This is a genomic window from Symbiobacterium turbinis, assembly GCF_055383075.1.
In genome coordinates this window covers 3,336,690-3,361,002 of record NZ_AP042433.1, presented here as the reverse complement: position 1 = coordinate 3,361,002, position 24,313 = coordinate 3,336,690, and the positions used below count along the sequence as shown (strand labels likewise).

The 24,313-nt window shown below is 67.2% G+C and carries 29 protein-coding genes, 1 pseudogene and 1 other annotated feature; of the genes and pseudogenes, 19 read left to right on the top strand and 11 right to left on the bottom strand.

The features are described from left to right. The 5 genes from ACZ45O_RS16265 to rplU all read right to left on the bottom strand — a co-directional run bounded on the left by ACZ45O_RS16265 (position 1) and on the right by rplU (position 2,676). Complete coding sequence (locus ACZ45O_RS16265; protein ID WP_464854430.1) at positions 1-297, bottom strand: YhbY family RNA-binding protein; 297 nt, start codon at positions 295-297, stop codon at positions 1-3. Between the two features lie 39 nt (positions 298-336). Then, the gene (gene obgE, locus ACZ45O_RS16260; protein WP_464854429.1) at positions 337-1,614 is read right to left on the bottom strand and encodes a GTPase ObgE; all 1,278 of its coding nucleotides are present in this window, start codon (positions 1,612-1,614) and stop codon (positions 337-339) included. A gap of 122 nt (positions 1,615-1,736) precedes the next feature. Next, positions 1,737-2,024 carry a 50S ribosomal protein L27 gene (gene rpmA, locus ACZ45O_RS16255; RefSeq protein WP_464854428.1) on the bottom strand — a complete coding sequence of 96 codons (288 nt, stop codon included), beginning with the start codon at positions 2,022-2,024 and terminating at the stop codon, positions 1,737-1,739. A 3-nt stretch (positions 2,025-2,027) separates the two neighbouring features. Continuing rightward, positions 2,028-2,357, bottom strand: coding sequence for a ribosomal-processing cysteine protease Prp (locus ACZ45O_RS16250; RefSeq protein WP_464854426.1), 330 nt, complete (start codon positions 2,355-2,357; stop codon positions 2,028-2,030). Between the two features lie 4 nt (positions 2,358-2,361). Continuing rightward, positions 2,362-2,676, bottom strand: coding sequence for a 50S ribosomal protein L21 (rplU, locus tag ACZ45O_RS16245; RefSeq protein WP_464854425.1), 315 nt, complete (start codon positions 2,674-2,676; stop codon positions 2,362-2,364). Between the two features lie 11 nt (positions 2,677-2,687). Then, positions 2,688-2,766: a sequence feature (ribosomal protein L21 leader region), on the bottom strand. A 245-nt stretch (positions 2,767-3,011) separates the two neighbouring features. Between rplU and ACZ45O_RS16240 the strand changes: the two genes are divergently transcribed. The 19 genes from ACZ45O_RS16240 to ACZ45O_RS16150 all read left to right on the top strand — a co-directional run bounded on the left by ACZ45O_RS16240 (position 3,012) and on the right by ACZ45O_RS16150 (position 17,759). Next, positions 3,012-3,635 carry a methyltransferase family protein gene (locus tag ACZ45O_RS16240; RefSeq protein WP_464857813.1) on the top strand — a complete coding sequence of 208 codons (624 nt, stop codon included), beginning with the start codon at positions 3,012-3,014 and terminating at the stop codon, positions 3,633-3,635. Then, on the top strand, positions 3,632-4,264 hold the full coding sequence (locus tag ACZ45O_RS16235; protein WP_464854423.1) for a hypothetical protein: 633 nt from the start codon (positions 3,632-3,634) through the stop codon (positions 4,262-4,264). The genes ACZ45O_RS16240 and ACZ45O_RS16235 overlap by 4 nt, the downstream gene beginning before the upstream one ends. Next, the gene (locus ACZ45O_RS16230; RefSeq protein WP_464854422.1) at positions 4,233-4,388 is read left to right on the top strand and encodes a hypothetical protein; all 156 of its coding nucleotides are present in this window, start codon (positions 4,233-4,235) and stop codon (positions 4,386-4,388) included. Before ACZ45O_RS16235 ends, ACZ45O_RS16230 begins: the two co-directional genes overlap by 32 nt. A gap of 64 nt (positions 4,389-4,452) precedes the next feature. Next, positions 4,453-5,826 (top strand): PqqD family peptide modification chaperone, encoded by a 1,374-nt coding sequence (locus ACZ45O_RS16225; RefSeq protein WP_464854421.1) that lies wholly within the window; start codon positions 4,453-4,455, stop codon positions 5,824-5,826. Positions 5,827-5,830: 4 nt separating this feature from the next. After that, complete coding sequence (locus tag ACZ45O_RS16220) at positions 5,831-5,980, top strand: hypothetical protein (RefSeq protein WP_464854420.1); 150 nt, start codon at positions 5,831-5,833, stop codon at positions 5,978-5,980. 1 nt (position 5,981) lies between these two features. After that, complete coding sequence (locus tag ACZ45O_RS16215) at positions 5,982-6,386, top strand: PqqD family protein (protein ID WP_464854418.1); 405 nt, start codon at positions 5,982-5,984, stop codon at positions 6,384-6,386. Then, positions 6,379-7,722, top strand: coding sequence for a B12-binding domain-containing radical SAM protein (locus ACZ45O_RS16210; protein ID WP_464854416.1), 1,344 nt, complete (start codon positions 6,379-6,381; stop codon positions 7,720-7,722). Before ACZ45O_RS16215 ends, ACZ45O_RS16210 begins: the two co-directional genes overlap by 8 nt. Beyond that, on the top strand, positions 7,712-8,071 hold the full coding sequence (locus tag ACZ45O_RS16205; protein WP_464854415.1) for a PqqD family protein: 360 nt from the start codon (positions 7,712-7,714) through the stop codon (positions 8,069-8,071). Before ACZ45O_RS16210 ends, ACZ45O_RS16205 begins: the two co-directional genes overlap by 11 nt. Then, positions 8,068-8,970, top strand: a complete 903-nt coding sequence (locus ACZ45O_RS16200) for an ABC transporter ATP-binding protein (RefSeq protein ID WP_464854413.1) — start codon at positions 8,068-8,070, stop codon at positions 8,968-8,970. Before ACZ45O_RS16205 ends, ACZ45O_RS16200 begins: the two co-directional genes overlap by 4 nt. Next, positions 8,967-9,686, top strand: a complete 720-nt coding sequence (locus ACZ45O_RS16195) for an ABC transporter permease (RefSeq protein WP_464854411.1) — start codon at positions 8,967-8,969, stop codon at positions 9,684-9,686. Before ACZ45O_RS16200 ends, ACZ45O_RS16195 begins: the two co-directional genes overlap by 4 nt. A 141-nt stretch (positions 9,687-9,827) precedes the next feature. Beyond that, positions 9,828-11,225, top strand: coding sequence for a radical SAM protein (locus ACZ45O_RS16190; protein ID WP_464854409.1), 1,398 nt, complete (start codon positions 9,828-9,830; stop codon positions 11,223-11,225). A gap of 92 nt (positions 11,226-11,317) precedes the next feature. Beyond that, positions 11,318-11,464, top strand: coding sequence for a hypothetical protein (locus tag ACZ45O_RS16185; RefSeq protein ID WP_464854407.1), 147 nt, complete (start codon positions 11,318-11,320; stop codon positions 11,462-11,464). Between the two features lie 48 nt (positions 11,465-11,512). After that, complete coding sequence (locus tag ACZ45O_RS16180) at positions 11,513-11,665, top strand: hypothetical protein (RefSeq protein WP_464854406.1); 153 nt, start codon at positions 11,513-11,515, stop codon at positions 11,663-11,665. A gap of 76 nt (positions 11,666-11,741) precedes the next feature. Further along, positions 11,742-12,974, top strand: coding sequence for a zinc metalloprotease (locus ACZ45O_RS16175; RefSeq protein ID WP_464854404.1), 1,233 nt, complete (start codon positions 11,742-11,744; stop codon positions 12,972-12,974). After that, on the top strand, positions 12,964-13,905 hold the full coding sequence (locus tag ACZ45O_RS16170) for a hypothetical protein (protein ID WP_464854402.1): 942 nt from the start codon (positions 12,964-12,966) through the stop codon (positions 13,903-13,905). The genes ACZ45O_RS16175 and ACZ45O_RS16170 overlap by 11 nt, the downstream gene beginning before the upstream one ends. A 28-nt stretch (positions 13,906-13,933) precedes the next feature. Continuing rightward, on the top strand, positions 13,934-14,179 hold the full coding sequence (locus tag ACZ45O_RS16165) for a hypothetical protein (protein ID WP_464854400.1): 246 nt from the start codon (positions 13,934-13,936) through the stop codon (positions 14,177-14,179). A gap of 76 nt (positions 14,180-14,255) precedes the next feature. Beyond that, positions 14,256-15,311, top strand: a complete 1,056-nt coding sequence (locus tag ACZ45O_RS16160; protein WP_464854399.1) for an ABC transporter permease — start codon at positions 14,256-14,258, stop codon at positions 15,309-15,311. A 1-nt stretch (position 15,312) separates the two neighbouring features. Beyond that, positions 15,313-15,981, top strand: coding sequence for an ABC transporter ATP-binding protein (locus ACZ45O_RS16155; protein ID WP_464854398.1), 669 nt, complete (start codon positions 15,313-15,315; stop codon positions 15,979-15,981). 158 nt (positions 15,982-16,139) lie between these two features. Further along, a complete protein-coding gene (locus tag ACZ45O_RS16150) occupies positions 16,140-17,759 on the top strand; it encodes a glycerol-3-phosphate dehydrogenase/oxidase (RefSeq protein WP_464854397.1) in 1,620 nt (539 codons plus the stop codon). Here ACZ45O_RS16150 and ACZ45O_RS16145 read toward each other — a convergent pair. The 6 genes and pseudogenes from ACZ45O_RS16145 to speD form a co-directional block, all read right to left on the bottom strand. Beyond that, positions 17,746-19,449: pseudogene (locus ACZ45O_RS16145) on the bottom strand (Rne/Rng family ribonuclease). The gene ACZ45O_RS16150 and the pseudogene ACZ45O_RS16145 overlap by 14 nt on opposite strands. Positions 19,450-19,610: 161 nt before the next feature. After that, a complete protein-coding gene (locus ACZ45O_RS16140) occupies positions 19,611-19,997 on the bottom strand; it encodes a DUF4342 domain-containing protein (protein WP_464854396.1) in 387 nt (128 codons plus the stop codon). A gap of 156 nt (positions 19,998-20,153) precedes the next feature. Next, positions 20,154-20,834: a TIGR03936 family radical SAM-associated protein gene (locus tag ACZ45O_RS16135; protein WP_464854395.1), complete on the bottom strand. Its 681-nt coding sequence runs from the start codon at positions 20,832-20,834 to the stop codon at positions 20,154-20,156. After that, entirely contained in the window at positions 20,809-22,719 is a 1,911-nt protein-coding gene (locus ACZ45O_RS16130) for a TIGR03960 family B12-binding radical SAM protein (protein ID WP_464854394.1), read from the bottom strand. Before ACZ45O_RS16130 ends, ACZ45O_RS16135 begins: the two co-directional genes overlap by 26 nt. Before the next feature lie 82 nt (positions 22,720-22,801). Continuing rightward, positions 22,802-23,644 carry a M50 family metallopeptidase gene (locus tag ACZ45O_RS16125; protein ID WP_464854392.1) on the bottom strand — a complete coding sequence of 281 codons (843 nt, stop codon included), beginning with the start codon at positions 23,642-23,644 and terminating at the stop codon, positions 22,802-22,804. A 198-nt stretch (positions 23,645-23,842) separates the two neighbouring features. Then, positions 23,843-24,244: an adenosylmethionine decarboxylase gene (gene speD, locus ACZ45O_RS16120; protein WP_464854390.1), complete on the bottom strand. Its 402-nt coding sequence runs from the start codon at positions 24,242-24,244 to the stop codon at positions 23,843-23,845. Between the last annotated feature and the right edge of the window lie 69 nt (positions 24,245-24,313).

Below are 24,313 nucleotides of genomic sequence, written 5' to 3'. Positions count from 1 at the left end.
TCAGTCCGGCAAGGTGATCCGGGGCTCCTTCGGGCTCCGCCGGTACAGCAGGAAGTTCCGGCCGAGCACCTGCACCAGGGCGGCGCCGGTGCGCTCGGCCACCTCCGCCGCCACGGCTGCGGGCTCCGCCGGGGCGGTCTGCAGCACCCGGCCCTTGATCAGCTCCCGGGCCGTGAGCGCCCCGTCGGCCTGGCGGATGACGTTCTCCGTCACGCCCTCCTTGCCGATGGTCAGAATGGGATCCATCGTCACGCCCATCGCCCGCAGGAAGCGCTTCTGCTTGCCCCTGAGCTCCATGGGAATCTCCTCTCCTCCCGCGCAGGCAGACCCGGCCGGTCAGACGGGGTCAGCCATCAGCTCAAACTCAATATCGCATATCCGCACCGTGTCGCCGTCCTCGGCGCCGGCCTCCCGCAGGGCCTGTTCCACGCCCTTCAGCCTGAGGATACGGAGGAAACGGGCGACGGCCTCGTCGTTCTCCCACATCGTCATGGCCACCAGCCGCTCGATCTCCTCGCCCTCCACATGCCAGAGCCCGCCGTGGCGGTAGACCCGCCAGCCCTCTTCCTTCGGGCGGTAGACCTTCTCAACCTCGGGCTCCTCGGGCTCGGGCGGCACCCACTGCCCGATCAGGTCGTACGCCGCCGAGAGGAGCGGGCGGAAGCCCTCCCGCGTGGCGCCGGAGATCGGGAAGACGCGGTAGCCCCGCGCTTCCAGGGCCTCGCGGACCCGCGGCAGGTTCTCCTGCGCGTCGGGCAGGTCCATCTTGTTGAAGGCCACGAGGGTCGGCCGCTCGGCCAGCTCCGGGTTGTAGAGGCGCAGCTCGTTCTGGATGACCTCGAAGTCGTCCAGCGGGTCGCGCCCCTCGGTGCCGGCGCCGTCCAGCACGTGAATCAGCGCCTTCGTCCGCTCCACGTGGCGCAGGAACTCGTGGCCGAGGCCCACCCCCTGGTGCGCGCCCTCGATGAGGCCGGGGATGTCGGCGATGACGAACGAACGCCCCTCGCCCAGGTCGACGACCCCGAGGACGGGCGTCAGGGTGGTGAACGGGTAGTTGGCGATCTTCGGCCGGGCCGCGCTGACGGCGGAGAGGAAGGTGGACTTGCCGGCGTTGGGGAAGCCGACCAGCCCCACGTCGGCCACCACCTTCAGTTCCAGGAGCAGCCAGCGCTCCTCGCCGGGCTCGCCCTTCTCGTAGAAGGTGGGGCACTTGTTGGTGGGGGTGGCGAAGCGCATGTTGCCCCGCCCGCCGCGGCCCCCGCGCGCCACCACCGCGCGCTGGCCGGGCTCCACCAGGTCGAAGAGCACCTCGCCTGTGTCGTCGTCCTTCACCACCGTCCCCGGGGGCACCTTGACCACCAGGTCCTCGCCCTTGCGGCCGTGCATGCCCTTTGACTTACCGTGCTCACCCCGCTGGGCCTTGAAGTGCTTCTGATACTTGAAGTCGATCAGGGTGTTCAGCCCCGGGTCGACGACGAACACGACGTCGCCGCCGCGGCCGCCGTCGCCGCCCCAGGGGCCGCCCTGCGGCACGAACTTCTCCCGGCGCACCGAGTTGGAGCCCCGGCCGCCGTCGCCGCCCTTCACATAAATGCGGGTGACATCCACGAACATGGCATCACGTCCCAGACCGGTTTCTCGTCGCTAGCCTTCGCCCGCCTGCCGGCCCCTATGTACCGGCAGCGCCGTGGAAGAGGCCCCAGCACCGTCGGGTGCTGGGGCCTCCGTCATCCACCTTACGCCTCGACGGCCACCTGAATGGGCACGACCGAAACCTGCTTCCGGTTGGCGCCCTTGCGGCCGAACCGCACGATGCCGTCCGCCAGCGCGAACAGGGTGTCGTCCTTGCCGCGGCCGACGTTCGCACCGGGATGAATCTTGGTGCCCCGCTGGCGCACGATGATCTGACCGACGGTGACGATCGAGCCGTCGCCCTTCTTCACGCCCAGATACTTTGGGTTGGAGTCACGACCGTTCTTGGTCGAACCGACGCCCTTCTTGCTCGCAAAAAGCTGAAGAAACATGGGTCAGCCTCCCTCCGTCACGCGGACAAAATCCTCATAATCCTTCGCAATATCCTTCAGTCCGAGTACCGTGGTCTCCAGGATGGCCTGGGCCTTCAGGCGGGACTCAGGCGTACCGCCCGGCAGCAGCCTGCACCAGGCCCGGCCGCTGACGGCCCGTCCCTCGTGCGGGTGCCCCGCGACGCGCTTCAGCCCGATGAGCGCCGTGACCACCAGCGCAGTCACCCCGGCGCAGACGATGTCCTCCCCGGGGTCGGCGTAGCCCGCGTGCCCCTCGGTCACCAGCGAGACCACCGAGCCGTCTTCCGCCCGGCCCACCCGAACCGTGATCACCGGACTACCCCTCGATGGATTCGATGGTCACCGCGGTGAACGGCTGCCGGTGGCCGGTCTTCTTCCGGTAGTTCTTCTTGGCCCGGTACTTGAAGACGATGATCTTCGGCGCCTTGCCGTGTGCGGTGACCTTGGCGGTCACCTTTGCGCCCTCCAGGTACGGAGTGCCGACGGTCACCTGGCCGTCGCGACTGATCGCCAGAACCTTGTCGAAGACGACGCTCTCGCCCTCGCCGGCCGCCAGCTTCTCGACCTGCAGGGTGTCACCCTCCTGCACGCGGTACTGCTTGCCACCCGTCTCCACGATCGCGTAGGTCAAACGGAACACCTCCGATGATGTAGACTCGCCGGCGGCCAGGTACGCCTCTCGGCGTTTTGCGGAACCCGCCCCGTGCGGTTGCCACCACTGGCCCCGGAGCTCACTCCGGCGGCCGCGCGGAGGCGACATGTAATGTTAGCACGCGTTGGCCACATGTGTCAATGCACGGGCCTGGGGTTTCGCCCTGAGATAAAATTAAGACGGAGTATTGCGTGTTTACAAAATAGAGCGTAAAATCGCTCAACACAGTCATTTTCCTCCTGGTGATCCTGCGCCGCATGAAGACCTCGCCCGTCGGGTGGACAATCTGCCAGGAGCGACAAGGAGTGAGAGCCATGATCCTGGACATCTCCGTCCTCTTTGCCCTCATCGCCCTCGGCGGCCTGCTGGAGCTTGCCGTGATCTACCGGCTCGGTCAGTCGCTGGCCAGGCGGATGGGAGACCGGATGGGGTACTACGCGGGCAACTTCCTGATCTTCCTGGGCTTCGTGCCCTTCTTTGCCAAGTACCTGCACGTTCTCCGTTCCTGGGGAACCAACGCCATCGGCGTGCCTCGCTGGGGATTCTGGCTGGGCGCCGTTCTCGTGGCTGCGGGCGTGCTGATCACCTGGATCGGCGTGCGCACCCTGTCATCCGATCGCTGGTGGTCCAAGCCCAAGTTCAAGACCGAGCGCCGGGAGCAGCTGGTGGATACGGGCATCTACAGCATTCTGCGCCACCCGACCTACCTCGGCCAGATCCTGATGCTCTACGGGCTCGCCCTGCTCACCGCCCTGCAGGTCGCCCTGGTTTCAGCGGCCTGCCTGCACATCTACCTCGCTTTCATCCATGCCCGGGTGGAAGAGCAGCGGTGCATTGAAATCTTCGGCGATCAGTATCGCGACTACATGAATCGTACCGACGCCATTATTCCGTGGCGGGCGCTGATGCGGATGACCCTGAGGGTGCGCCGCTCATGAGGTTCCGGCTCTTCTCCGTGCCCGAAGGCACCGCGACCTGGCGTGTGCTGACTGCCCTCGTGCTCGTGTTCCTGCCCTTCTCTCTCTTTTCGGCCGGCCTGCTCACCCTTACCCGCATCGTGTTCAACCCCGGGGGCGCCTCGGTGGGCGAGTCTCTGCACATCCTGGGCAGCGTGCTCTCATCGGGGATCCTGCACGAGCTGGGGCACTGGGCGGCTGCAGGCCCGGGGGTGCGGATCAGCGCCATTACCACGACCCCAGGCATGGCCACGGTGCGGATCCGGTTCTCCCCTGAGCCTGCGGCCGGGTCGCCCCGATGGGTGCGCATGATGCTGGGCGGGGCGGCGGCCAACCTTCTGCTCGCCGGCACTCTGCTTGCCCTCCACCCCAGGTTGGGCACGTGGGCGATGTACTACATCTTCTTGCACCTGCTCACCGCAGGTCTCAATCTGGTTCCGTTTCGCACGGCCGCGACAGGGCCCACCGATGGCTGGCTGCTCTGGCAAGGTCTGCGCGGCCGATTAGCTGTCGGAATCGGGGGGGCGTCTGTGTTCAAGGTCCATTCAGATCACTCCGCCATGAAAGGGGGTGCTGACCATGGAGAAGGAGCTGATGAAGAAGCCCTATGAGAAGCCCGCGCTGATCCTGGACAACACCGACACCGAAGCTGACAAGGCCGACCCGGCCGATGTGGCGCCCATCATCACGGGCGTCGCGATCATCGCCTCGGCTGTCTTCGCCAAGTACTGCTAATCTGGAGCCCCCCCGTTTTCGATACTTTTTCTCAGCGATTTCTTTGTGGAAGCGAGGCGGTGACATGGCCTGGAGACTCGCAAGCCACGTGGCCTTCAAGGAGACTTCCTATGGAGGCCTGCTGATCGACATCAAGGCCAACACCCGACGGTGGCTGAACAAAACGGCCGCCAACGTGGTTGGTCTCTGCGACGGTTCACGGAGTTCACGCGAGATCGTCCGCACCTGCATGCGGCTCTGGGAGACCGACGAGGAGCAGCAGGTGGCCCTCGACGTCAGCGAACTGCTGGACCAGCTCCAGGCCCTGGGCTACATCGAAGAGACGCCCGACGAGCTGCCCGTCATCAACAGCCGCAGGGGCGTGCCCCTGGAATCGGCCCACATTCACCTTTCCAAGCGGTGCAACCTGCGATGCATCCATTGTTATAACTCTTCCGGCCCAGAAATGCAGGACGAACTTACATTCGAAGAGCTGACGGATTTCATGGATCAGCTGAAGGCCATGGGCGCCTTCGAGGTGACCATCAGCGGCGGAGAGCCCTTCTACCACCCCCGCATCTGGGACCTCCTGGCCTACGCGCGCCGGCACTTCAGCGTCACCGTGCTGACGAACGGGCTGCTGATCGACGACGAGGCCTGTGAACGCCTCAGGGAACTGGGCATCAAGGAGATTTACGTCAGCCTCGACGGCGCCTCCCCGCAGACCAACGACGCCATCCGCGGCAACGGCACCTTCCGCCGCGCCACCGCAGCCGTCCGGCGCATGGTCGCGCACGGACTGCCGGTTTACCTCAACGTGGTGGTTACCCGGCAGAACAAGCATGAACTGGACGCGATGGTCGAGCTGGCCAAGCAGCTGGGGGTGGGGCGCATCGCCATGCAGGAGGCGATCGACCAGGGGCGGGCCGCCGACAGCGACGTGCTCCTCGGCCCTGAGGAGGTCGCCGAGTTCAAGAAGTGGCTCTTCAAGAGGCGCCTCACCGAAACCGAGATCCTCGTGGGGGAGCTGGATGAATATGCGGCTCCGGCCGCGCTCTCGCAGAACGGCCGGGAATACCCCGACCTCTGTCCGGCGATTCGGGGGAGCCTCGCCCTCCTGCCCAACGGCGACACCGTGCCCTGCACGCTGATGGAACGCCCCGAGCTGGTCACGGGCAACATCCGGAAGCAGCCGCTCTTCGACATCTGGAACCACTCGCCGCTGCATCAGATGCTGCGGGCGCTCTCCAAGAACGACTGCGAGGTCTGCAGCCAGTGCAAGATCAGGCACCTCTGCGGCGGCGGCTGCCGCGCTCTCGCCTACTTCCAGAACGGCAGGTTCACCGGGCCGCCCGCATCCGAGGAGTGTCTGTGGCGCCGGCAGCTGTTCGCCCACGCCGCCGAGGAGGCCGGAACCGACATCGACGGACTGGTGAAACTGCTCGGGTTGGAGGAGTAGCGGCGTGCGCAGAGGGTGGAGCCCCATGGGGATCATCGGACTGATCCTGTCCGCGATCGGCGTTTTCCTGCTGGTGGCCAGCGGGAACTTGATTCTGGGCGCGAGCGCAGCCGCGGTGGCTGCCCTGTTCATCCGGGTGCGGGGCGGGCGGTAGCATGGCGAACCCTCGGTGGCAGCTGGGCGCCGGGGTGCGCCTCGAAGGGGATAAATTGGTCGACACCAGGCTCGATCGCACCTTCTCGCTGAACCAGGCCAGCCTGCTGATCATCGCTGCGCTGCTCAGGGGGGACGGGCTGGAAGAGATCGCCGCACAGTACGCCCGCGCCTTCGGTGTGGACCCGGCCCGGGCGCAGGCCGACATCCGGGAACTGCTCACGCAGCTGGAGCGGCAGCAGCTGCTGGCCACGAGGAGGCGTGGAGCGGCGCTGGCCCGCCGTGCCGCCGTCGAGCAGGCGCTGCGGCACCCGGCCGCCCAGGCGGTGACCAGGTGGCTTCAGGCCGGGCTGACCTGGTACTTCCGGCTCATCCACAACGTCCTGGGGAGGGAGTCCGTTGGGTAATCGAATCCTGTTCATCTTCCCGATGCCCGCCTACTTCAACTTGATGGACCGCGACCTGAGAGGGGTGCTGAACCCCGTGCCGCCCATCGGCCTTCTGTATGTGGCCGCTGCCCTGGAGCAGCGCGGGTTCGAGGTGCGCGTCTGGGATCAGGCCTACGGCACCCGCCGTGAGCTGGCCGAGCTGCTGAACACGTTCAGCCCCGCCCTGGTCGGGTTCGGCTGCTGCACCATCGGGTACGAGAATGCGCTCGAGATCGCCGCGGCGATCAAGCGGGACGACCCGAAGCTCCCCATCGTCTTCGGCGGACCCCACGTGAGCGCCATGATGCGTGAGACCCTGCTGGAGCCCTGCGTCGACTACGTGGTGGGCGGCGAGGCCGAGTACACGATGGGCGATCTGGCCGAATGCCTGCTGCGGGGCAAGGGCAGGGTCGAGGAGCTGCGGGGCATCGGCTACAAGCGGGACGGAGAGCCGGTGGTCAACTCCAGGGCCCCCCTGATCACCGACCTGGACGCCCTGCCGCTGCCGGCCCGGCATCTGGTGGACCTGAGCAACTACCCGACGCCCGGCGTCATCCTCAGCGCCCGGGGCTGCCCCTGCCACTGCATCTTCTGCGCCGCCGGCCCGCTCTCCGACCGGAAGTACCGGGCCCGCAGCACCGACAATTTCATCGCAGAGGTCGTGCATCTGAAAGAACAGCACGGCATCACCAGGTTCTTCATCGCCGACGACCTGTTCACCGCCAACCGGCGCCGCGCCGTCGAGGTGTCGAAGGCCCTGGAAGCGCTGCCCTTCAAGGTCGAGTGGAGCTGCGAGAGCCGGGTGGACACCGTGGACCCCGATGTGCTCGAGGCCATGGCGCGGGCCGGGTGCTACAGCGTCCAGTTTGGCGTGGAATCGGGCAACGACCAGGTGCTGCGGGACATCAAGAAGTTCACGTCGCGGGCCAAGACAGAACGCGCGGTGAAGCTCGCCGTGGAGGCCGGGATGAAGGTGGCCTGCAGCATCATCATCGGCCACCCGACCGACACCCGGGACACGATCCGGGACACGATCGAGTTTGCGGCCGAGCTGCGGAAGCTGGCCAAGTACGAAAACCAGGTCCGCACCGACTTCTCCGTGGCGACCCCGCTGCCCGGCACCGACCTGTACGTGCAGGCCGAGCTGCTCGGCCTGAAGATTCACCACACCAGGTGGCACAAGTACAACTTCATCACGCCGGTCATGGACACGCCCAACCTGTCGGCCGCCGAGATTCGCAATCTGTACTACGAGGCGGCCCTCAGCAAGATGAATGAGCAGGCACCGTGGAAGGAGGATCGTCATGTTGGATGACGGCTCCATTCACCGGAGCAGAGAGAACTTCTTCATCGGACAGATTCCGCCCGAACTGCCGGCGGACCGCGTCAGGTGCATGCCCATGCTCCGGGTCTGGCGGCAGAACCCCGACGACGGCCTGGTGGAGATCATCTGCCGCGAGCCCGACTACCTCTGCACCTACCGGCTGAACGCCGCGGGTTCCTTCCTCTGGATGGCCATGGAGGACCATCCGACCCTGGCGGAGCTCATCGACCTGTTTGCCGAGGAATACGGCGTCGAACCCGAAGCGGTTGCGGAAGACGTGCGCGCCTTCCTGAACGTCATGATCCGCAAGGAACACGTGAGGGCGGTGTTGATGCAGTGATTCGCCTGCAGGATGTACGAAAGGCTTACGGCGCCGTCGAGGCCGTGAAGGGGGTCAGCCTCGAGGTCAGGCCGGGCGAGTGCTTCGGCCTGCTGGGCCCCAACGGCGCGGGCAAGACCACGATCGCGCGCATGCTCCTGTGCCTCACACAGGCCGACGGCGGCTCGATCAGCCTGTTCGGCCAGAGGGTCACCCGGATGCCGCGTGAGCTGTACCGCCGCATCGGCGTCGTCTTCGACAGCGCCAACCTCTACGATGAGATCACGGTGGTCGGCAACCTGCAGTACGCCGCCGCCTCCTTCGGCGCGCCCCGCTCCCGGGTTGACGAGGTCATCGAACAGTTCGGCCTGGGGCCGCACCGCAACAAGAAGGTCCGCCACCTCTCCAAGGGGCTCAAGCAGCGGACCGCCATCGCACGAGCCATCATCCACAACCCGGAGCTGATCATCCTCGACGAGCCCACCACGGGCCTGGATCCCGACGTGGCCCAGGAGGTGCGGGGCATCCTCGCCGACCTGTACCGGTCCGGCAAGACCCTGCTCCTCATCAGCCACATCATGCAGGAGGTGGAGCAGCTCTGCTCGCGGGTCGCCATCATCAAGGACGGCCGGATCGCCGTGATGGGATCCGTCTCCGAGCTGCGGGATCAGTTTGCCAGCGAGCTGGTGCTGAAGGTGCGGGGCAACCCGAAGCCCGTGCTGGACGAGGCCGCGCAGCTGGGTCTGCGGGTCGTCCACCATTCGGGCGACTCCGCGCAGCTGGCCGGCGCCCCGGCCCAGGTGTGGACCGCACTGCGCCAGTTGCTCAGCCGGGACCCTGATGCGCAGGGGATTAAAGAGGTGCATGCCGCCGGTCCTTCATTGGAAGAGGTCTACATTCGGGTGGTGAACGGTCCGTGAACATCGTCGTGCGCAGCCTCTCCCTGGAGGTCACGAAGGTCTTTGCAAGCCCGACCCTGATCGTGCTGCTCCTGAGCCCCGTTACCGCCGCATTCGTCATCTTTCTGCTCTTCCCCGACAGCCCCAGCCTGGTCAACCTCTTCCTCCTGTTCAATATCTACATCATCACCGTCATGAACACGAGCCTCTCAATCGTGCATGAACGGGAGACGGGCACGCTCACGGCCATGGCGGTGACGCCGCTGGACCTGCGCCTCGTGCTGGCCACCAAGGCGGCCGTCTCAGTGGGCTTCTCCCTGCTCACGACCCTCGCCATCACCTACCTGGCCGCACGCAACATCCCCGCGCTGATCGAACCCGGCCGGCTCGCCGTGGTGACCGGGGTGGCGCTCATGACGGCGCTGCTCTTCGCGGCCGTGGCCGTCATGATCTCGACATTTTCCGCCACCGTGAAGCAGGTGGAACAGGTCGGCACCGGCGTCATCATGGGGCTGCTCCTCGTGCTCATGCTGCCATTCGACAGGCTGCCCGACGCGCTGCAGCAGGCGCTGAGCTGGCTGCCCATCCTGAATGCGCGGTTCTTCCTGGATGCCGTCCTCGCCCCCTCCTTCTCCCCGGGCCCCGGCCAGTGGGCGCCCATCGCCGTCAATCTGGCCATCGGCCTGGCGCTGGTCTCGGCCGCCATCACCTGGTTCCGGGCCAAGTTTCTGCGCTAGGCTCCGGGGGACGACGCCGGAGGTTGATAACCCCCGATCGGTCGATTCAGAGTCGCCCGACTGATCTGGACATTCTGTCTAAACTAATTGTAATATAAAACATAGCCATCGGGATGGTTATGCCTGATGGAGGCTGATGTGATGAGGCTCAGCAGCTACGTCATCTTTGTCCCCATGGAGCGCACGGGTGAAACCGTTCTGGTCCACGGCATCTCGGGCGCAGTCGACCGGGTCAGCAACGAGTGGGCGCGGAACATGCGGGCCATGCGGTGGGACCTCTTCTCGGAGCAGGACCTGGCCGACATGATGCGCCGCGGCTACATCACGGAGAAGACCGTCGAGGAAGAACGGGAAACCGCCATCCGCATCGGCCGCCGCCTGCGCGAGAAGGCCATGCGCAGCGCCAGCTTCATACTGATGCCCACCATCAAGTGCAACCTCGGGTGCGACTACTGCTTCCAGAACTTCCTGCGCACCGACGGGGCGGACACGCCGTCGGTGGATACCCGGATGGTGGACGCCGCCTTCGCGGCGATGGCTGAACTGCAGGCCCGCCGGGGGGCCAGGGTCGATCGCATCCTGCTGTTCGGCGGCGAGCCGCTGCTCGCGGAGAACCGCCCGGTGCTCGAGCACTTCTTCCGGAAGGGAGCGGAACTCGGCTACCGGTACGAGGCCGTGACCAACGGCACCGAACTGCACCACTACCGGGACTACCTGGGCCCCGGGAAGCTGGAGTGGGTGCAGATCACCCTCGACGGCCCGCAAGAGGTCCACGACCGGCAGCGCTGGGCCCGCAACGGGCAGGGCACGTACTGGCAGATCAAGCGCAACATCGACATGGCGCTGGAACAAGGCGTCGCGGTCTCGCTGCGCATGAACGTGGGCTGGCAAAACCGCGAGGCCATTCGGGAACTGGTGGCGGAGTTCGACCGGTACGGATGGCTCAGGCACGGGCAGTTCCACCCCTACTGCGCCCCCATCCGCGGGGAGGGTGGACAGCAGGAGTCCACCAGGCTACAGCGAGCCGTCATCCGGCTGGTCAGGGAGATGAACGCCGCCTACCGCCCCCGCTACGGTCGCGACGTGGTCGCCATTTCCGGCGGCGTCGTGCGAACGAAGATCTCACGGCTCCTCGCGGAGCAACCGGTCTCGGCGCTCACACCCGCATACTGCGGCGCACACCTGAACATGTTCGTCTTCTCGGCGGACGGAGACATCTACACCTGCTGGGAGGGCATCGGCGTGCCCTCCGCCAGGGTGGGGCGCTTCTGGCCCTGCCTGGAGCTGGATGAGGAGAGCCTCAGCCGCTGGTTTGAGCGTCACAGCCTGAACATCCCCGCCTGCCAGAAGTGCCGCTACATGTTCTTCTGCGGCGGCGGCTGCGGGATCCATGCCTTGGAGCACAATGATGAGTTCTTCAGCTCCTACTGCAACGGCTTCGCGGAGCTGTTTCGCGGCCACGTGGAACAGGCGATTGCGCAGCTGGACGACCTGGAGGGCGTGCCCATCCACCAGGAGCTGGGCTACTCCGGCGTCTGAATCCGCCCGTCCTGCCGACAACCTTGCGACGGGCGCCGTGCGGCGCAACGTCGCAAGTTGTGCCATCCGCTCAGACGAGAGGAGGTGACAACGTGGAAGGCCGGGAGCAGTTGACCAGCAAGCGGCACCTGAACGACCTGAGCCTCGAAGCGCTGGAGGCCATGCTGGCTGAGGAGATGGAAGAGCAGGACCTCTTCGGCTGCGGCATCAATTACTTCTGTCGCACCAACAAGGACTAGGCGACCGCAGCCGCGCGCTTCGACGCACACGGAAGGGGGGGTGACAACATGGAGGGTCGGGGGCACTCGACCAACAAACAGCAGCTGAACAACCTCAGCCTGGAGGCGCTGGAGGCCATGCTGGCTGAGGAGATGGAAGAGCAGGACCTCTTCGGCTGCTTTATCAACTACTACTGCGACGACAACACCGGCAAGCGCTGACCGCAGCCGGAGCGACGGGCTTGCGGCGGCCCCTGGCACGCCGCAAGTCCGCCGCTCCCGCAAAGGGGGGAGGTCCATGGAACGGCCGACCCTGACACGGGGTGTCACCCTGCAGCAGCTCGATCACCAGGGCTTGCCTGCCTACCGGCTGGTGAGCCCTGCCGGCCGGGAGTGGCTGGTCAGGCCCCTTCTCTACCACGTCGCCGTCCACGCGGACGGCACCCGCACGCCGGCCGAGCTCGCGCGCCTCGCCGCCGAGGCCATGCATTCTCCCGTGACCACGGAAGCGGCCGAGAAGGTCATTCGGTGGCTGGCCGCCCATGGGCTCATCGAGGGGGTCGCGGCCTCAGAGATGCCCGAGCCTCCACTCGGCCGCGGATTCGGCCAGGCTCGCCTGCCGCTGTTCAGCGGCCCCGCACTCGCCGCCGCGGCGACCCGGCTGACCTTCCTCTTCCGGCGGAGGTGGGTGGTCCCGCTGCTGCTTCTCTCCGCCGCGGTGCGCCTGGCGCCGTACGGAGCCATCCGCCACATGGGGCTCCTCGAGCGCATCCACAACCCGTGGTCGGTGGTCACCCCCATGCAGGTGGCCGTGCTGGGATCGCTCGCGTTCGCCGTCGGGCTCCTGCACGAGCTGGGCCACGCATCGGCGGCGCACGCGGTGCGCATGCACGCGCGCGAGATCGGCGTTGGCCTGCATATCATCTACCCGATTTGCTACACGAAAGTTGACAACATATGGGCAGGCAGCCGTCAGCAGCGCTTCGTCATCAGCGCCGGCGGCATCTACTTTCAGTTCCTGGCCGGCACTCTCATGTGGGGCTTTTACTTGTTGAAACCGAGCATTCCGGCGGCCCTGCTCGCACTGGGCAATGACCTGTCGGTCGCCTACAACTTCCAGCCCTTCCTCCGTTTCGACGGCTACTGGATGCTGTCACACCTCTTCGGCATCGTCAACCTGGCCAGGCGCGGCTGGGGGCAGTTGGTGGAGTGGATCACCCTGGGCCGGGTGTGCGACAGCTTCCTCCGCGCATACGGCCCCGTGCAGCGCCTGGTCGTCGCCGCCTACGGGCTGGCCAACGCGGCGTTCATCGCCGCCTTCACCTGGGGCCTGATTCGCTGGTCGGGCCTCCTCCTCAACACACTGCCGCGGAATGTGGCACGGGCGATGACCGAAGGATTCACCGGTGAAGACGCCGGGGCGCTGTTCCAGGCCGTGATCTGGTCGGTGCTGATGGTAAACGTCGGCCGCCGGCTGTACAGGTGGCTGAGGCCGATGCTGCGAAGGCAGGTGGCGCGCCATGTGGCGTGAGTGGTTGGAACCCGCGGGGCTCACCCGGGAGCCCGACATCGTGGAGCGCCGGTACCGGGAGGAGGTCCTGGGCGAACTCCGGGCGATGGGGATCGGCCCGGACCTGGTGCCCAACGCCGGCCCCACCGAGGGCGGCTACATGCTCTACCCCTACCTGTTCCACGGCTGCTTCCCCGAGGTCGATCTGACAGCCTTCCGGGAGCTGGGCATCATCGCCCGCATCTACCTCTCCCAGGTCATCCTCGTTGACCAGCTGCTCGACGGCGACGTGGCGGCGCGCCGCGAGCACTGGCTGGCTGCACAGTGGCTGCTGCAGGAGGCGAACCGCCGGCTTCAGCGCCTCTTCCCGCCGGACTCGCCGTTCTGGGCCGACCACACCGCGATCTGGCGGAGCTACTACGCCGCCATGGCCCGGGAGCGCCGCCACACCGGCCGCCCCATCCCGTATCCCCGGGAGGAGTTCTTCCAGACCACGGCCGGCATCTTCGCCCCCGCGAAGCTGATCACCTCCGCCCTGGCGACCCTGGCGGGGCAGCGGGCGCTGCTGGCCGCCCTCCACGAGGCGCAGGACCTGTTCGCCGTCATCGACCAGATGGTCGACGACCTCGATGACTGGCGGGTCGACCTGCGGAACCGGCGGTACAGCCACTTCCTCACCGGCGCGCTGGAGCGGTGTGCCGCCAGAGACCCTGAGGCGGTCACGGAACAGGAAGTGGCCGAAGTCATCTTCATGCAGGGGTACTACGAGGCGTTTGCAGCGTTCGGCACGCAGCTCGTTGAAGCGCTGGTTGACCGAGCGGCTCGCCTGGGCGCACCGGGCTGGAGCTGGGCGGTCTCCGCGCTGGGCAACAAACTGACGGGCCGCCTCGCGGCGATGCGCAGGGTGCGCCGGCGCCTGCAGGAAGCCGGCCTCGCCGCGGGGAGCGTGTGAAGAGCCCCGGTTGAAGGAGGAGAGCAGATTGTCGCTGCGTCCGGTTACCCGAAAGATCCTTCCGGTCAACGAACCGTGGGATCCGGACCTGCTGGCCGAGGAGCTTGAAGGCCAGGTGCTCTACCACTGTACGATCAACTTCTGCTGTACCATCAACGAGGGCGAGAACTCGATCCCCTGCGACGAGCGGGCCGTGGCGCTGCCGGTGGCCGGCGTAGCCGCTGCGGCCGGCGCGATTTACTATTTCCGCCGCAGACGGACGCCAAAGCGATAGGAGGAGTACGACCGTGCCCCAGCCTTTCTCCATACGCCACTACTTCCTCCGCCACAAGCGGAAAAGCCTCGCCTTAATGGCGGGTCTGATCCTCTCCATGCTGGTGATCGCCTTCGTGGCCGGCATGATCAGCAGCGTCGATGAAAACGTGCGGCTCGCCCAGTCCTTCATCTCCCGCTTCTCAGTGGTCGACGCCCTCACGCCGGAAGGGATACCGGAAGAGAAGGTCGAGGCCATGCGGTCGCACCCGGACGTCACCGCGGTCTATCCCGTGAGCCAGCTGACGATCCAGGCGCCGCTCCTGGTCGGCACGACCAGCGTCCCGCTCTTCACGCTGGACGCCGGCGACCTGGCGGAGTTTGCCGGCGACCTGAACGTGACCGTGCTGGAGGGGCGGCTGCCCGCCGCGGCGGGTGAGATCGCCGTCTCCCGCCAGATGGCCGTCGGCAAGGGGTGGCAGGTGGGCGACGTCGTGGGCAGCGAGGTGAACGAGGGCCAGTCGCCACGGGGGCGCTTCGAGGTGGTGGGGCTGCTGGGGGATGACCCCTACATCGCCCTGGCGACGACGTACCGCGAGGGCGACGGCGTTCCCGGCTATGCGGTGTTTGCCAGGCCGGACCGGCGGGCAGAGGTGGACGCCTGGCTGGAGAGCGCGATCGCCGTGGAGAACAAGATCGGCGCGCTGACGAAGCGGTCGCTCGACGAGACGCTGCAGGACGAGATGGGGGCGTTCAGCCTGATCCTCGCCCTGCTGACCGCCATCGTCACCATCACCAACACGGTGGTGACGACGCTCCTGGCGTACATCTTCATCTCGCAGCGCCGGCCAGAGTTCGCCCTATACCTGGCCCTGGGCCAGCCGCTCGGGCGGGTGATTCTGCGCGCCCTTACCGAGACCTCGGCCGTGCTCTTCCTGGGCTGGGCCTTCGGCATGGCCTGCACGACGGGCCTCTTCTGGTGGGTCAAGCAGTCGTTCTTTGACCCGCGGGGCCTGGCCTTCACCGTCTTCAACCCGACCATCGTGCTGCACACACTCCCCAGCCCGGTGATGATCACGCTGGTGTTGGCAATCGTGCTGACGCTCATGCTGTCCCGGCTGGACTACATCTCCGTGATTGAGGGGCGGAACTGAGATGCTCGAAGCGAAGAACCTGGTCTATGAGTACAAGGACGGCTCGCAGCGGCTGAGGGTGCTGGACGGGGTCTCGCTCAGCCTGCAGGCGGGGAAGAGCCTGTGCATCGTCGGCCCGTCGGGCTCGGGGAAGTCCACCCTGCTCTACCTGCTCGCCGGACTGCGGGTGCCGGCCAGCGGCAGCGTCCTCTTCCGCGGCCGGCCCCTGGAGGCGATGAGCAGCAAGGAGCGGGCCCGGCTGCGTGCCCGGGACTTCGGGTTCGTCTTCCAGCAGCACTTCCTGGTCAAGCACCTCACCGTCATGGAGAACATCTTCGTCTCCGCCCACAAGCCCAACCGCGACACGCTGGCCTATGCCCGGAACCTGGTGGAGCGGCTGGGACTCGGGGGGCTGGAACACCGCTTCCCGGCGGAGCTCTCGGGCGGGCAGCGCCAGCGGGTCGCCCTGGCCCGTGCCCTGGTCAACCGCCCGGCCATCCTCTTTGCCGATGAGCCCACCGCTTCGCTGGACCCCGACTCCAGCGCGAACCTCATGCAGCTGCTGCGGGAAGTGCGGGGCGAGACGGCCCTGATCATGGTCACCCACGACACACGCCTCCTGGACCAGTTCGACCGCACGGTCGAGCTGATCGATGGGAAGCTGCGCCAGGTGGCCAAGCGGGTCAGCTAGCTCTTGACCCATGGCAAAACAAACGGCTACAATATGGTTAGAAAGCTCGATGGTGGAGAGAAGGAGAGCCATCGGCAGCCTGGAGGAGCCGCGCGCTCGGCGGCCCCTCCGGTTCGCCTGTGGTCTCTCCTTTTTCCATTGTCGTGAGGGGGTGCGTCATGAACCGAACTGACATGATCCAGCGCCTGGCCTCAGAGACCTTCGATCTGCTCGTGGTCGGCGGCGGCATTACCGGTGCCGGCATCGCCCGCGAGGCCGCTCTGCGGGGGCTGAAGGTCGGTCTCGTGGAGGCCAACGACTTCGCCTACGCCACCAGCAGCCGGTCCACCAAGCTCATCCACGGCGGCCTGCGCTACCTGAAGAACTTCGAGTTCCGCCTGGTGCGGGATTCTGTGGTGGAGCGGCAGAACCTGCTCGTCATGGCCCCCCACCTGGTCAAGGCCACCACCTTCCTGTTCCCGGTCTACGAGGGCGATCCCGACCCGCTCTGGATGCTGCACATCGGGCTGACCCTCTACGACTGGTTCGCCGGCAGGAGCAACCCGATTCCGCACAGGATGCTGAAACCCGGACCGCTGCGAGAGCGGGAGCCCTGGCTGCGTGCCGACCAGCTGAAGGGCGGGGCCCTCTACGCGGACTGCCGCACCGACGACGGCCGCCTCACCCTCGAGGTGATCCAGTCCGCCGCCGGCCACGGGGCCGCGGTGGCCAACTACGTCCGCCTGACCGCGTTCCGGAAGGACGGCAGCGGCCGGATCGTCGGTGCGACGGTGCAGGACCAGCTCACCGGCAGCACCTTCGACGTGCGGGCGTCCCGCGTGGTGGCCGCGGCCGGCCCGTGGGCCGACGCGGTGCGCCGCCTGGATGATCCCGGCGCCCCTGCCCTGCTGCGCCTCACCAAGGGAATCCACCTGGTGGTGCCCCACAGCCGGCTGCCCATTCAGCATGCGGTGGTCATGCGGGGCCGGGACGGCCGCATGATGTTCGCCGTTCCCTCCGGCAACTGCACCTACATCGGCACCACCGACACCGACCACAGCGGCGACCCCGCCGCGTTCTCCATCACCCCTGAGGACGTGGACTACGTGGTGGACGCCGCCCGCCGGCTCTTCCCGGAGACGGGGCTGACGAGCGAGGACATCATCGCCGGCTGGTCGGGCTTCCGGCCGCTCCTGAAACCTGAACAGGAGGCGGACCCCTCGGCCGCCTCCCGCGACTACAAGCTCTTCCACAGCCCCTCCGGGCTGGTGACCGTGGGCGGCGGCAAGCTCACCGCCTTCCGCTCCATGGCCAGCCACATCGTCAACGAGGTCTTCCCCGCCACCCGGAGCAGCGCGCATCTGGCCGCCAGCACGGCCCCGCTGCCCGGCGCGCAGGGCGGGCTGCCTGACGAGCAACTGAAGGGCCGGCTGGCCGCGGAGATCGGCGGGGCCGGCGACCTGGTGGACCTGCTGGCCGACCGGTACGGGGCCGCCCTGGCCCAGGTGGCCGCCGAGGCCCGCAGCATCGCGTCTCCCGACCCGGAACTGCGCTGGCGCCTGGCCCAGGCCCGCCACGCGGTGAAGGCCGAGATGGCCGTACACCTGCTCGACGTCGTGCGGCGGCGCACCGACCTCATGCTCTTCACGAAGCACAACGGGCGCCCCTACCTGCCGGCCCTGGCCGACGAGATGGGCGCCCTGCTGGGGTGGACGGAGGAGCGGAAACAGGCGGAGATCGCCGCCGCCGAGCGGGAGATGGATGCCATGTTCGCCTGGAAGCAGGTCAGCGCTCGATGAGCCGGCCCCTGGCGTAGGTGCGGAACACCTTCACGATCTCCACCGACACGACCTGGCCCGCCAGGTGACCGGCCTCAGCCACGTCGATGACGTAGCCGTCCACCCGGGCGATGCCGTCTGCCGCGTTGGTGGCGTGGGGCTCGTCGATGCGCACCTGCAGCACCTGGCCCGCGGAGACCGGCAGGGCCTTGGCCTCCACCTCCTCGCGGGTGCCCAGGGCCTTCAGGCTCCAGGTTTCCGGGTGAATGGCGCTGTTGCCGCGGATGTAGATCGTGCGGGCCAGCTCCTCCTCGAGGGCCCGCAGGTTGGCCCCGCCGGGGCCGATGAGCAGGGCGGCCACCGTGGGGTGCACCTCCATCAGCAGGGCCTCGCTGGAGGACTGCTTCATAATCCGCCGGATCTCCGCCCGCACCCGGTGGGCCATGGTCTCCTCGCTGAACACCTTCCCCCTGCCCTCGCAGTGGGGGCAGGGCCGGGTGAGCGCCTCGTCGAGGTTCTGGCGCGACTTCTTGCGGGTCATCTCCAGCAACCCCAGCTGGGTGAGGCCCAGGATGTTGGCCCGGGTGCGGTCCCGCTTCAGCTCCTCCTCCAGGGCCTGAATCACCTGCTGCTGGTGGTCGGCCCGGTCCATGTCAATGAAGTCGATGATGATGATGCCGCCGATGTCCCGCAGGCGCAGCTGCCGGGCGATCTCCCGGGCGGCCTCCAGGTTGGTCTTGAAGACGGTATCGGCCAGGTTGGTGGAGCCCACGAACTTCCCGGTGTTGACGTCGATGGCGGTCAGCGCCTCGGTCTGGTCGATGATGATGTAGCCCCCGCTCTTCAGCCAGACCCGCTTGCGCATGGCCTTCTCGATCTCCATCTCGACGCCGTAGTAGTCGAAGAGGGTCTGGTCGCCGCGGGTGTACAGCTTGATCCGGTCCCGCAGGGCCGGCGCGTGCAGCTCCACCACCTCGGCGGCGGTGTCGTACGCCTCCCGCTGATCCACCAGGAACAGGCTCACCGTGTCGTCCAGCACATCGCGCACCAGCCGGTGGATCAGGCCCTGGTCGTGGTGAACCAGCGCAGGCGCCTTCGCCTCCCGGGCCCGGGCCGCGATCTACTGCCAGTGGCGCGCCAGGAACGCGGCGTCGTGGGCCAGCTCGTCCTCGCCGGCGCCTTCCGCCACCGTGCGCACGATCAGCCCCATGCCCTCGGGCTTGACCGCCTGGGCGATCCGCTTCAGCCGCTCCCGCTCCTGCTCGTCGGTGATGCGCCGGCTGATCCCGATGTAGTCCACCTGCGGCATCAGGACCAGGAAGCGCCCCGGCAGGGTGATGTTGCGGGTGACCCGGGCCCCCTTGGTGCCGATGGGCTCCTTGGCCACCTGCACGAGGATGTCCTGACCGGTCCGCACCAGCTCCTTGATCGTCGGCCGCCTCCCGGCGCGGGGCGAGCCTTCCTCCCCTTCCGGGTCCTCCCGGCCGGGCTGGGCGTCGTCCACGTAGAGGAACGCGTTGCGTTCCAGGCCAATGTCGACAAAAGCTGCCTGCATGCCCGGCAGCACGTTCTCGACCTTGCCCTTGTAGATGTTGCCCACCAGGCGCTGGTGAACGGGCTGCTCGATGTAGAGTTCAACCAGCTGGCCGTCTTCCAGCACGGCGGCGCGGGTCTGATCGATGTCGACCGTGACGAGTATCTCCTTGCGCATGAAAAAAGCCCCTTCTCTCTTGGGGATGGCTGCCTCTGGGGGATAGTATCCCAAATGTATTGGGATTTCTTCTCCCGGGCCGCTGACTCCTGCACGAAGGCGGCTGAGGAACGGGCACAGCCCTCCGGCCCTCCCCGGCGGGCTGTGCCCGTTCGTATTGTCTAGTAACTCCGCTCCACCACGACGGTGTAATCCAGCGCCAGGATCACCGCCGCGCTGAGGGCGGTGAGCACCGGCAGGATCAGGGCGAAGACCACCGCGCCGCCCACCGGCAGGTTGAGGATCTCGTAGCCCTTCGGGTCCCGCACGATGATGCGGTTGACGTTCCCCTCGTGCAGGATGCGCTTCAGAGTCTCCACCAGGTCCCTGCCGCTCACCTTCATCTCCTCGGTGAAGTAGCCCCTGGGCGCCTGCTCCTCCTCCAGCTGGATCGCCGCCGCCACCGCGTCCCAGCCGTTGGCCTCGAGAACCTCCCGGGCCCGGGCGTAGGAGATGTTGAAGCGGTTGCGCAGTAGGTCCATCTTCTCGAGCTTCTCCCGTTCCTCCATGAGCCGATCCCTCCTCTCTGGCGTCTGATCCAGATCGCCGAACCCAATGGGTAAGACGTCGGTTCCCGGCTGGTTCCTTCAGTCAGCCTCCACCTTTCGGCCCACAGCCAGCAGCGCCCGCCTCCGACGGAGACGGGCGCTGTCACGTCTGCCTGCCTACAGCGACCAGGGCTCCACGCACTCCCCGGTCTCGGGGTCGCGCCGGTAGAGCATGAGCCGGTGGGCGCGCACCAACGCGACCCCCGCCAGGTCGGGCGAGAGCTGCGCCAGCCCCGCCACCACCTCCTCGGGCCGCAGGTTGCCCTTGGAGCCGGTCTGCACCAGCGCCCGCAGCTCGCCGGGCCCCTCCACCGCCAGCGCGTACACCTGGGGGCGGATGTTGACCGGGCGCGGGCCGGTGCGGCCCTCCCGGGTCACCACGACCTCTTCAGCCTCCAGAAGCCGCGCCACGGCCGCCTGCAGGGCCGCCTCGTCGGCGCCCTCCAGCGTCAGGCGGTACGCTGCCGCGTTGATCTGCGCCATCAGCGACTCGCCGCTTTCGGGAGCGGGGCGGGCTTCCAGCAGCCGCACGTCTGCCGGCAGAGCCCCGTTGGCCCGGGCCAGGAACTCCTCCGGCTCCACCGGCTCGGTCAGGTCCACGTCGATGAACTCGCCCTCACTGCTTGTCCCCGTGGCCAGGGCAGATGCGTAGCTGATGCGCGGGTGCGGGTTGAAACCCTGGGTGAAGGCCAGCGGCAGTTCGGCCCGCCGCAGCCCCCGCTCCACGACCCGCTGCAGGTCCAGGTGCGACAGGAACCGGGCCAGCCCCAGTTTAGCCAGTCGAATCCGTAACCTCAAGTTCGTCCTCTCCCACAAAGCCCGCGGGCTTCAAAGTCGGCAGCACGTCGTAGCGCATGCAGACGCCGCACAGGTCGCAGTTCTCCCACCGGCAGTCCTCCACCTCCAGCTCAGACATGGCCCGCCGGTGGTCGTCGATCAGCCACTCCCGGCTGATGCCGGGCGAAAGGTGGTCCCAGGCGAACCGCTCCCCGTAGCCCTTCTTGCGGTAGGTGTAGAAGTCCACGTCGACGCCGCTCTCGGCGCACGCCCGGAGCCACAGGTCGTAATCGAACTGCTCGTTCCAGCCGTCGAACCGGGCCCCCATCTGCCAGGCCCGCAGCACGGCATCGGCCACCCGCCGGTCGCCCAGCGAGAGCAGCGCCTCGATGTGGCTGACATCGGGATCGTGGTACTTGTACTCAATGCGCCGGTCCTTAAGGAAGCGCTTGATATACTGCTGCCGCCGCTTGGCCTCCTCCAGGGTCACCTGCGGCTCGAACTGAAACGGCGTGTGCGGCTTGGGCACGAAGACGGAGACCGAGATGGTCACCCGCACCTTGCGGGCCTCCTGGCGGCCCAGTTCCTCCTCCGCGATCTCCAGGGCCCAGTGTCCCTTCTCGGCGATCGCCTCCAGGTCGGCATCGGTCTCGGTGGGCAGGCCGAGGATGAAGTAGAGCTTCACCGCCCGGTAGCCGCTCTGGAAGGCCGCCCGCATGGCGTCGCGGATGTCCCGGTCTGAGACGGTCTTGTTGATGACCCGGCGGATGCGGGCTGAGCCCCCTTCGGGTGCGAGGGTGATCGAGCCCTTCCGCACCTTGCTCACCGCGTCGGCCACGGCCACCGAGAAGGCGTCCACCCGGGTGGAGGGCAGGGTGACGTTCACGCCGTCGCACCGGAGCTCGTCCGACAGCCGGCCCACCGTCTGCTGCACGTCGGTGTAGTCGGCCGTGGAGAGCGAGACCAGCGAGAGCTCGCTGTACCCGGTGTTGCGCACGATCTCCCGGGCCAGCCGCTGCACTTCCTCGGGCGAGCGCTCCCGCACCGGGCGCGTGATGTAGCCCGCGTGGCAGAAGCGGCAGCCGCGCGTGCAGCCCCGGAAGACCTCCACCTGCGCCCGGTCGAAGACGATCTGCGTGTTGGGCACCACGGGGCGGGTGGGGTAGTCGATGCTGTCCAGATCCTTCACCGTTGCCCGGTCCACGACCTCGGGCACCCCGGGCTCGGTGGGACGGTACTCCCTGATCGTGCCGTCGGGATTGTAGGACACCTCATAGAAGCCCGGCACGTAGCAGCCGGTAATGCCCGCCATGCGCCGGAGCAGCTCCCGCCGGTCCCTGCGCCCCTCGTCCCGCCAGGCCTTGTAGGTGTCGAGGATCTCGTGGATGACCTCCTCGCCGTCGCCCAGCACCGCCACGTCCAGGAACGGGGCCAGCGGCTCGCAGTTGAAGGCGCAGGGGCCGCCGGCGATGACCAGCGGGTGCTCGGCGGTGCGCTCCGCAGCCAACAGGGGCACCCCCGCCAGGTCCAGGCAGGTCAGCAGGTTGGTGTAGGTCAGCTCATAGAGCAGCGGGAAGGCGATGATGTCGAACTCGCCCACGGGCGTCCAGCTCTCCAGCGTGAAGAGCGGGATCCCCTCGGCCCGCATCTCCGCTTCCATATCGGTCCACGGGGCGTACGCCCGCTCGCAGCAGGCGTCGTCCCGCCGGTTGATCTGGTGGTACATGATGAGCGACCCCAGGTGAGACATGCCCACCTCGTATGCGTCGGGGAAGGTCCAGGCGACCTTGACGTCTATCTTGTCGTGATCCTTCACCACGGCGTTCCACTCGCCGCCGGTGTAGCGGGCGGGCTTGGAGACCCGGGGGAGCACGCGCTCGATGCGCTCGCGCAGGGCCTCTGTCATGCCGTCACCCCTTTTCTCGTCTGTGATTGCGGTCACCTAAGCTAGATGTTACGCGAAAGCGGCGAGTAAGTAAACGGCGGGGTTACAGATCCAGCACCTCCTCCACCGTCGCCCGGGGCCCCAGGGCCTGAAACGCGTCCATGATCTCCGCCTCGTGCAGGGTGCCCACAGGCAGCAGCGACCGGTCCACCACCAGGACCAGGTGGTACCGTCGGGCGGAGAGCCGCTCCAGCACCTCGCCGATGCGGGTTCCCTCCACGACCACGAGGGTGCCGCCCGGAATGAGCCGCTGCCGGGCCATCCACCGCCGCTTGTGCAGAAACTGCCGGTACGAACGGAACACCGTCTCATCCCCTTCCGCCACCGCGCCCAGCGCGAGAAACAGGCCGCCCACCAGGGGCGTCAGGAACACCTGCCCGGCGGACGCCAGCACCCCGAGCGCGGCGGCCAGCATGGCCGCGCCCGAGAACAGGCCGAGGCGTGCCATCCACACCGTGGTAGGCCGGTACCCCCAGCGCTGGGCCAGGAGGCCGCGCAGGGCGCGCCCGCCGTCCAGGGGCAGGGCGGGAATCAGGTTGAAGAAGGCCAGGTTGGCATTCACCTGAAAGAAGAAGCGCACCAGCGAGGGGTCGAACAGGGCGTCGCCCATCAGGAAGCTGGCCAGGCCGGCCAGCAGAAACGACTGCGCCGGCCCGGCCAGGGCGACGGAGACCTCAGACTGGGGATCGGTCTCCAGGGACGGATCGAGCCGGGCCATGCCGCCGAAGGGCGTCAGCACCAGCGAGTCGATGTCCACCCCCAGGAGCCACGCCACGATGAGGTGGGCCAGCTCGTGCGCTGCCAGCGAGCCGAGCAGAATCAAGGCCTCCAGGTAGTACCCACTCACCGCGGCGATGAGCAGGGCCAGCAGAAACAGCCAGTGCACCTCAACCCGCACCCCTGCCACACTGCCGATCCTCAGGGACGGATTCCCTCCACACACTGTGCTTGCCCGCCCATCTCCACCCCTCCCCCCGGAGTCTATGGACGGGCCCCGCCCTTCATGCTGGCTCCGGACAGACAAAAGCGAGGCCCCCCGTGCGGAAGCCTCGCAAAAACGCGCAGTTTTCGTCTCTTCTGCTCTTTAGTTGGCTGCGGCCAGGTGCAACGTGTTCGTGTTCAGGTCCTCGATTGCTCCGCTACCACGGCGGAGGGCACGATAACCCGCTACCCGACCTCCCAACGCCGCCTTCATGTACTCGCAGGCGACCGCCGGATCGACGGTGTAGCCGCAAGTGTAGCAATCGATCGCAGCAAAGCCCTCTTCAGGATAGGTGTGAATCGAAAGGTGCGATTCTGAAAGGACCAGGACGCCAGTGACGCCCTGAGGGCTGAACTGGACGAAACTCTCACCGACCACCGTGGCTCCGCACTTGGCTGCGGCTTCGTACATGATTTCCTTCAAGAACTCGATGTCGTTCAGCTTCTCGAAGGCAACCTCGCGCAGATCCATGGTGACGTGGCGGCCATAGGTCGAGTAGGCCATGGTAGAACTCCCCCTTCGGCAATCATTTCTAGCCCTCTCAAGCTAGACGGGACCATCGTCACGCCAACG

Excerpts from the sequence above, each read along its gene's own strand:
- ACZ45O_RS16265 (WP_464854430.1), bottom strand. The coding sequence starts at position 297 with ATGGAGCTCAGGGGCAAGCAGAAGCGCTTCCTGCGGGCGATGGGCGTG.
- obgE (WP_464854429.1), bottom strand. The coding sequence starts at position 1,614 with ATGTTCGTGGATGTCACCCGCATTTATGTGAAGGGCGGCGACGGCGGC.
- rpmA (WP_464854428.1), bottom strand. The coding sequence starts at position 2,024 with ATGTTTCTTCAGCTTTTTGCGAGCAAGAAGGGCGTCGGTTCGACCAAG.
- ACZ45O_RS16240 (WP_464857813.1), top strand. The coding sequence starts at position 3,012 with ATGATCCTGGACATCTCCGTCCTCTTTGCCCTCATCGCCCTCGGCGGC.
- ACZ45O_RS16235 (WP_464854423.1), top strand. The coding sequence starts at position 3,632 with ATGAGGTTCCGGCTCTTCTCCGTGCCCGAAGGCACCGCGACCTGGCGT.
- ACZ45O_RS16230 (WP_464854422.1), top strand. The coding sequence starts at position 4,233 with ATGGAGAAGGAGCTGATGAAGAAGCCCTATGAGAAGCCCGCGCTGATC.
- ACZ45O_RS16225 (WP_464854421.1), top strand. The coding sequence starts at position 4,453 with ATGGCCTGGAGACTCGCAAGCCACGTGGCCTTCAAGGAGACTTCCTAT.
- ACZ45O_RS16215 (WP_464854418.1), top strand. The coding sequence starts at position 5,982 with ATGGCGAACCCTCGGTGGCAGCTGGGCGCCGGGGTGCGCCTCGAAGGG.
- ACZ45O_RS16205 (WP_464854415.1), top strand. The coding sequence starts at position 7,712 with ATGTTGGATGACGGCTCCATTCACCGGAGCAGAGAGAACTTCTTCATC.
- ACZ45O_RS16190 (WP_464854409.1), top strand. The coding sequence starts at position 9,828 with ATGAGGCTCAGCAGCTACGTCATCTTTGTCCCCATGGAGCGCACGGGT.
- ACZ45O_RS16180 (WP_464854406.1), top strand. The coding sequence starts at position 11,513 with ATGGAGGGTCGGGGGCACTCGACCAACAAACAGCAGCTGAACAACCTC.
- ACZ45O_RS16175 (WP_464854404.1), top strand. The coding sequence starts at position 11,742 with ATGGAACGGCCGACCCTGACACGGGGTGTCACCCTGCAGCAGCTCGAT.
- ACZ45O_RS16170 (WP_464854402.1), top strand. The coding sequence starts at position 12,964 with ATGTGGCGTGAGTGGTTGGAACCCGCGGGGCTCACCCGGGAGCCCGAC.
- ACZ45O_RS16160 (WP_464854399.1), top strand. The coding sequence starts at position 14,256 with ATGGCGGGTCTGATCCTCTCCATGCTGGTGATCGCCTTCGTGGCCGGC.
- ACZ45O_RS16155 (WP_464854398.1), top strand. The coding sequence starts at position 15,313 with ATGCTCGAAGCGAAGAACCTGGTCTATGAGTACAAGGACGGCTCGCAG.
- ACZ45O_RS16150 (WP_464854397.1), top strand. The coding sequence starts at position 16,140 with ATGAACCGAACTGACATGATCCAGCGCCTGGCCTCAGAGACCTTCGAT.
- ACZ45O_RS16140 (WP_464854396.1), bottom strand. The coding sequence starts at position 19,997 with ATGGAGGAACGGGAGAAGCTCGAGAAGATGGACCTACTGCGCAACCGC.
- ACZ45O_RS16130 (WP_464854394.1), bottom strand. The coding sequence starts at position 22,719 with ATGACAGAGGCCCTGCGCGAGCGCATCGAGCGCGTGCTCCCCCGGGTC.
- speD (WP_464854390.1), bottom strand. The coding sequence starts at position 24,244 with ATGGCCTACTCGACCTATGGCCGCCACGTCACCATGGATCTGCGCGAG.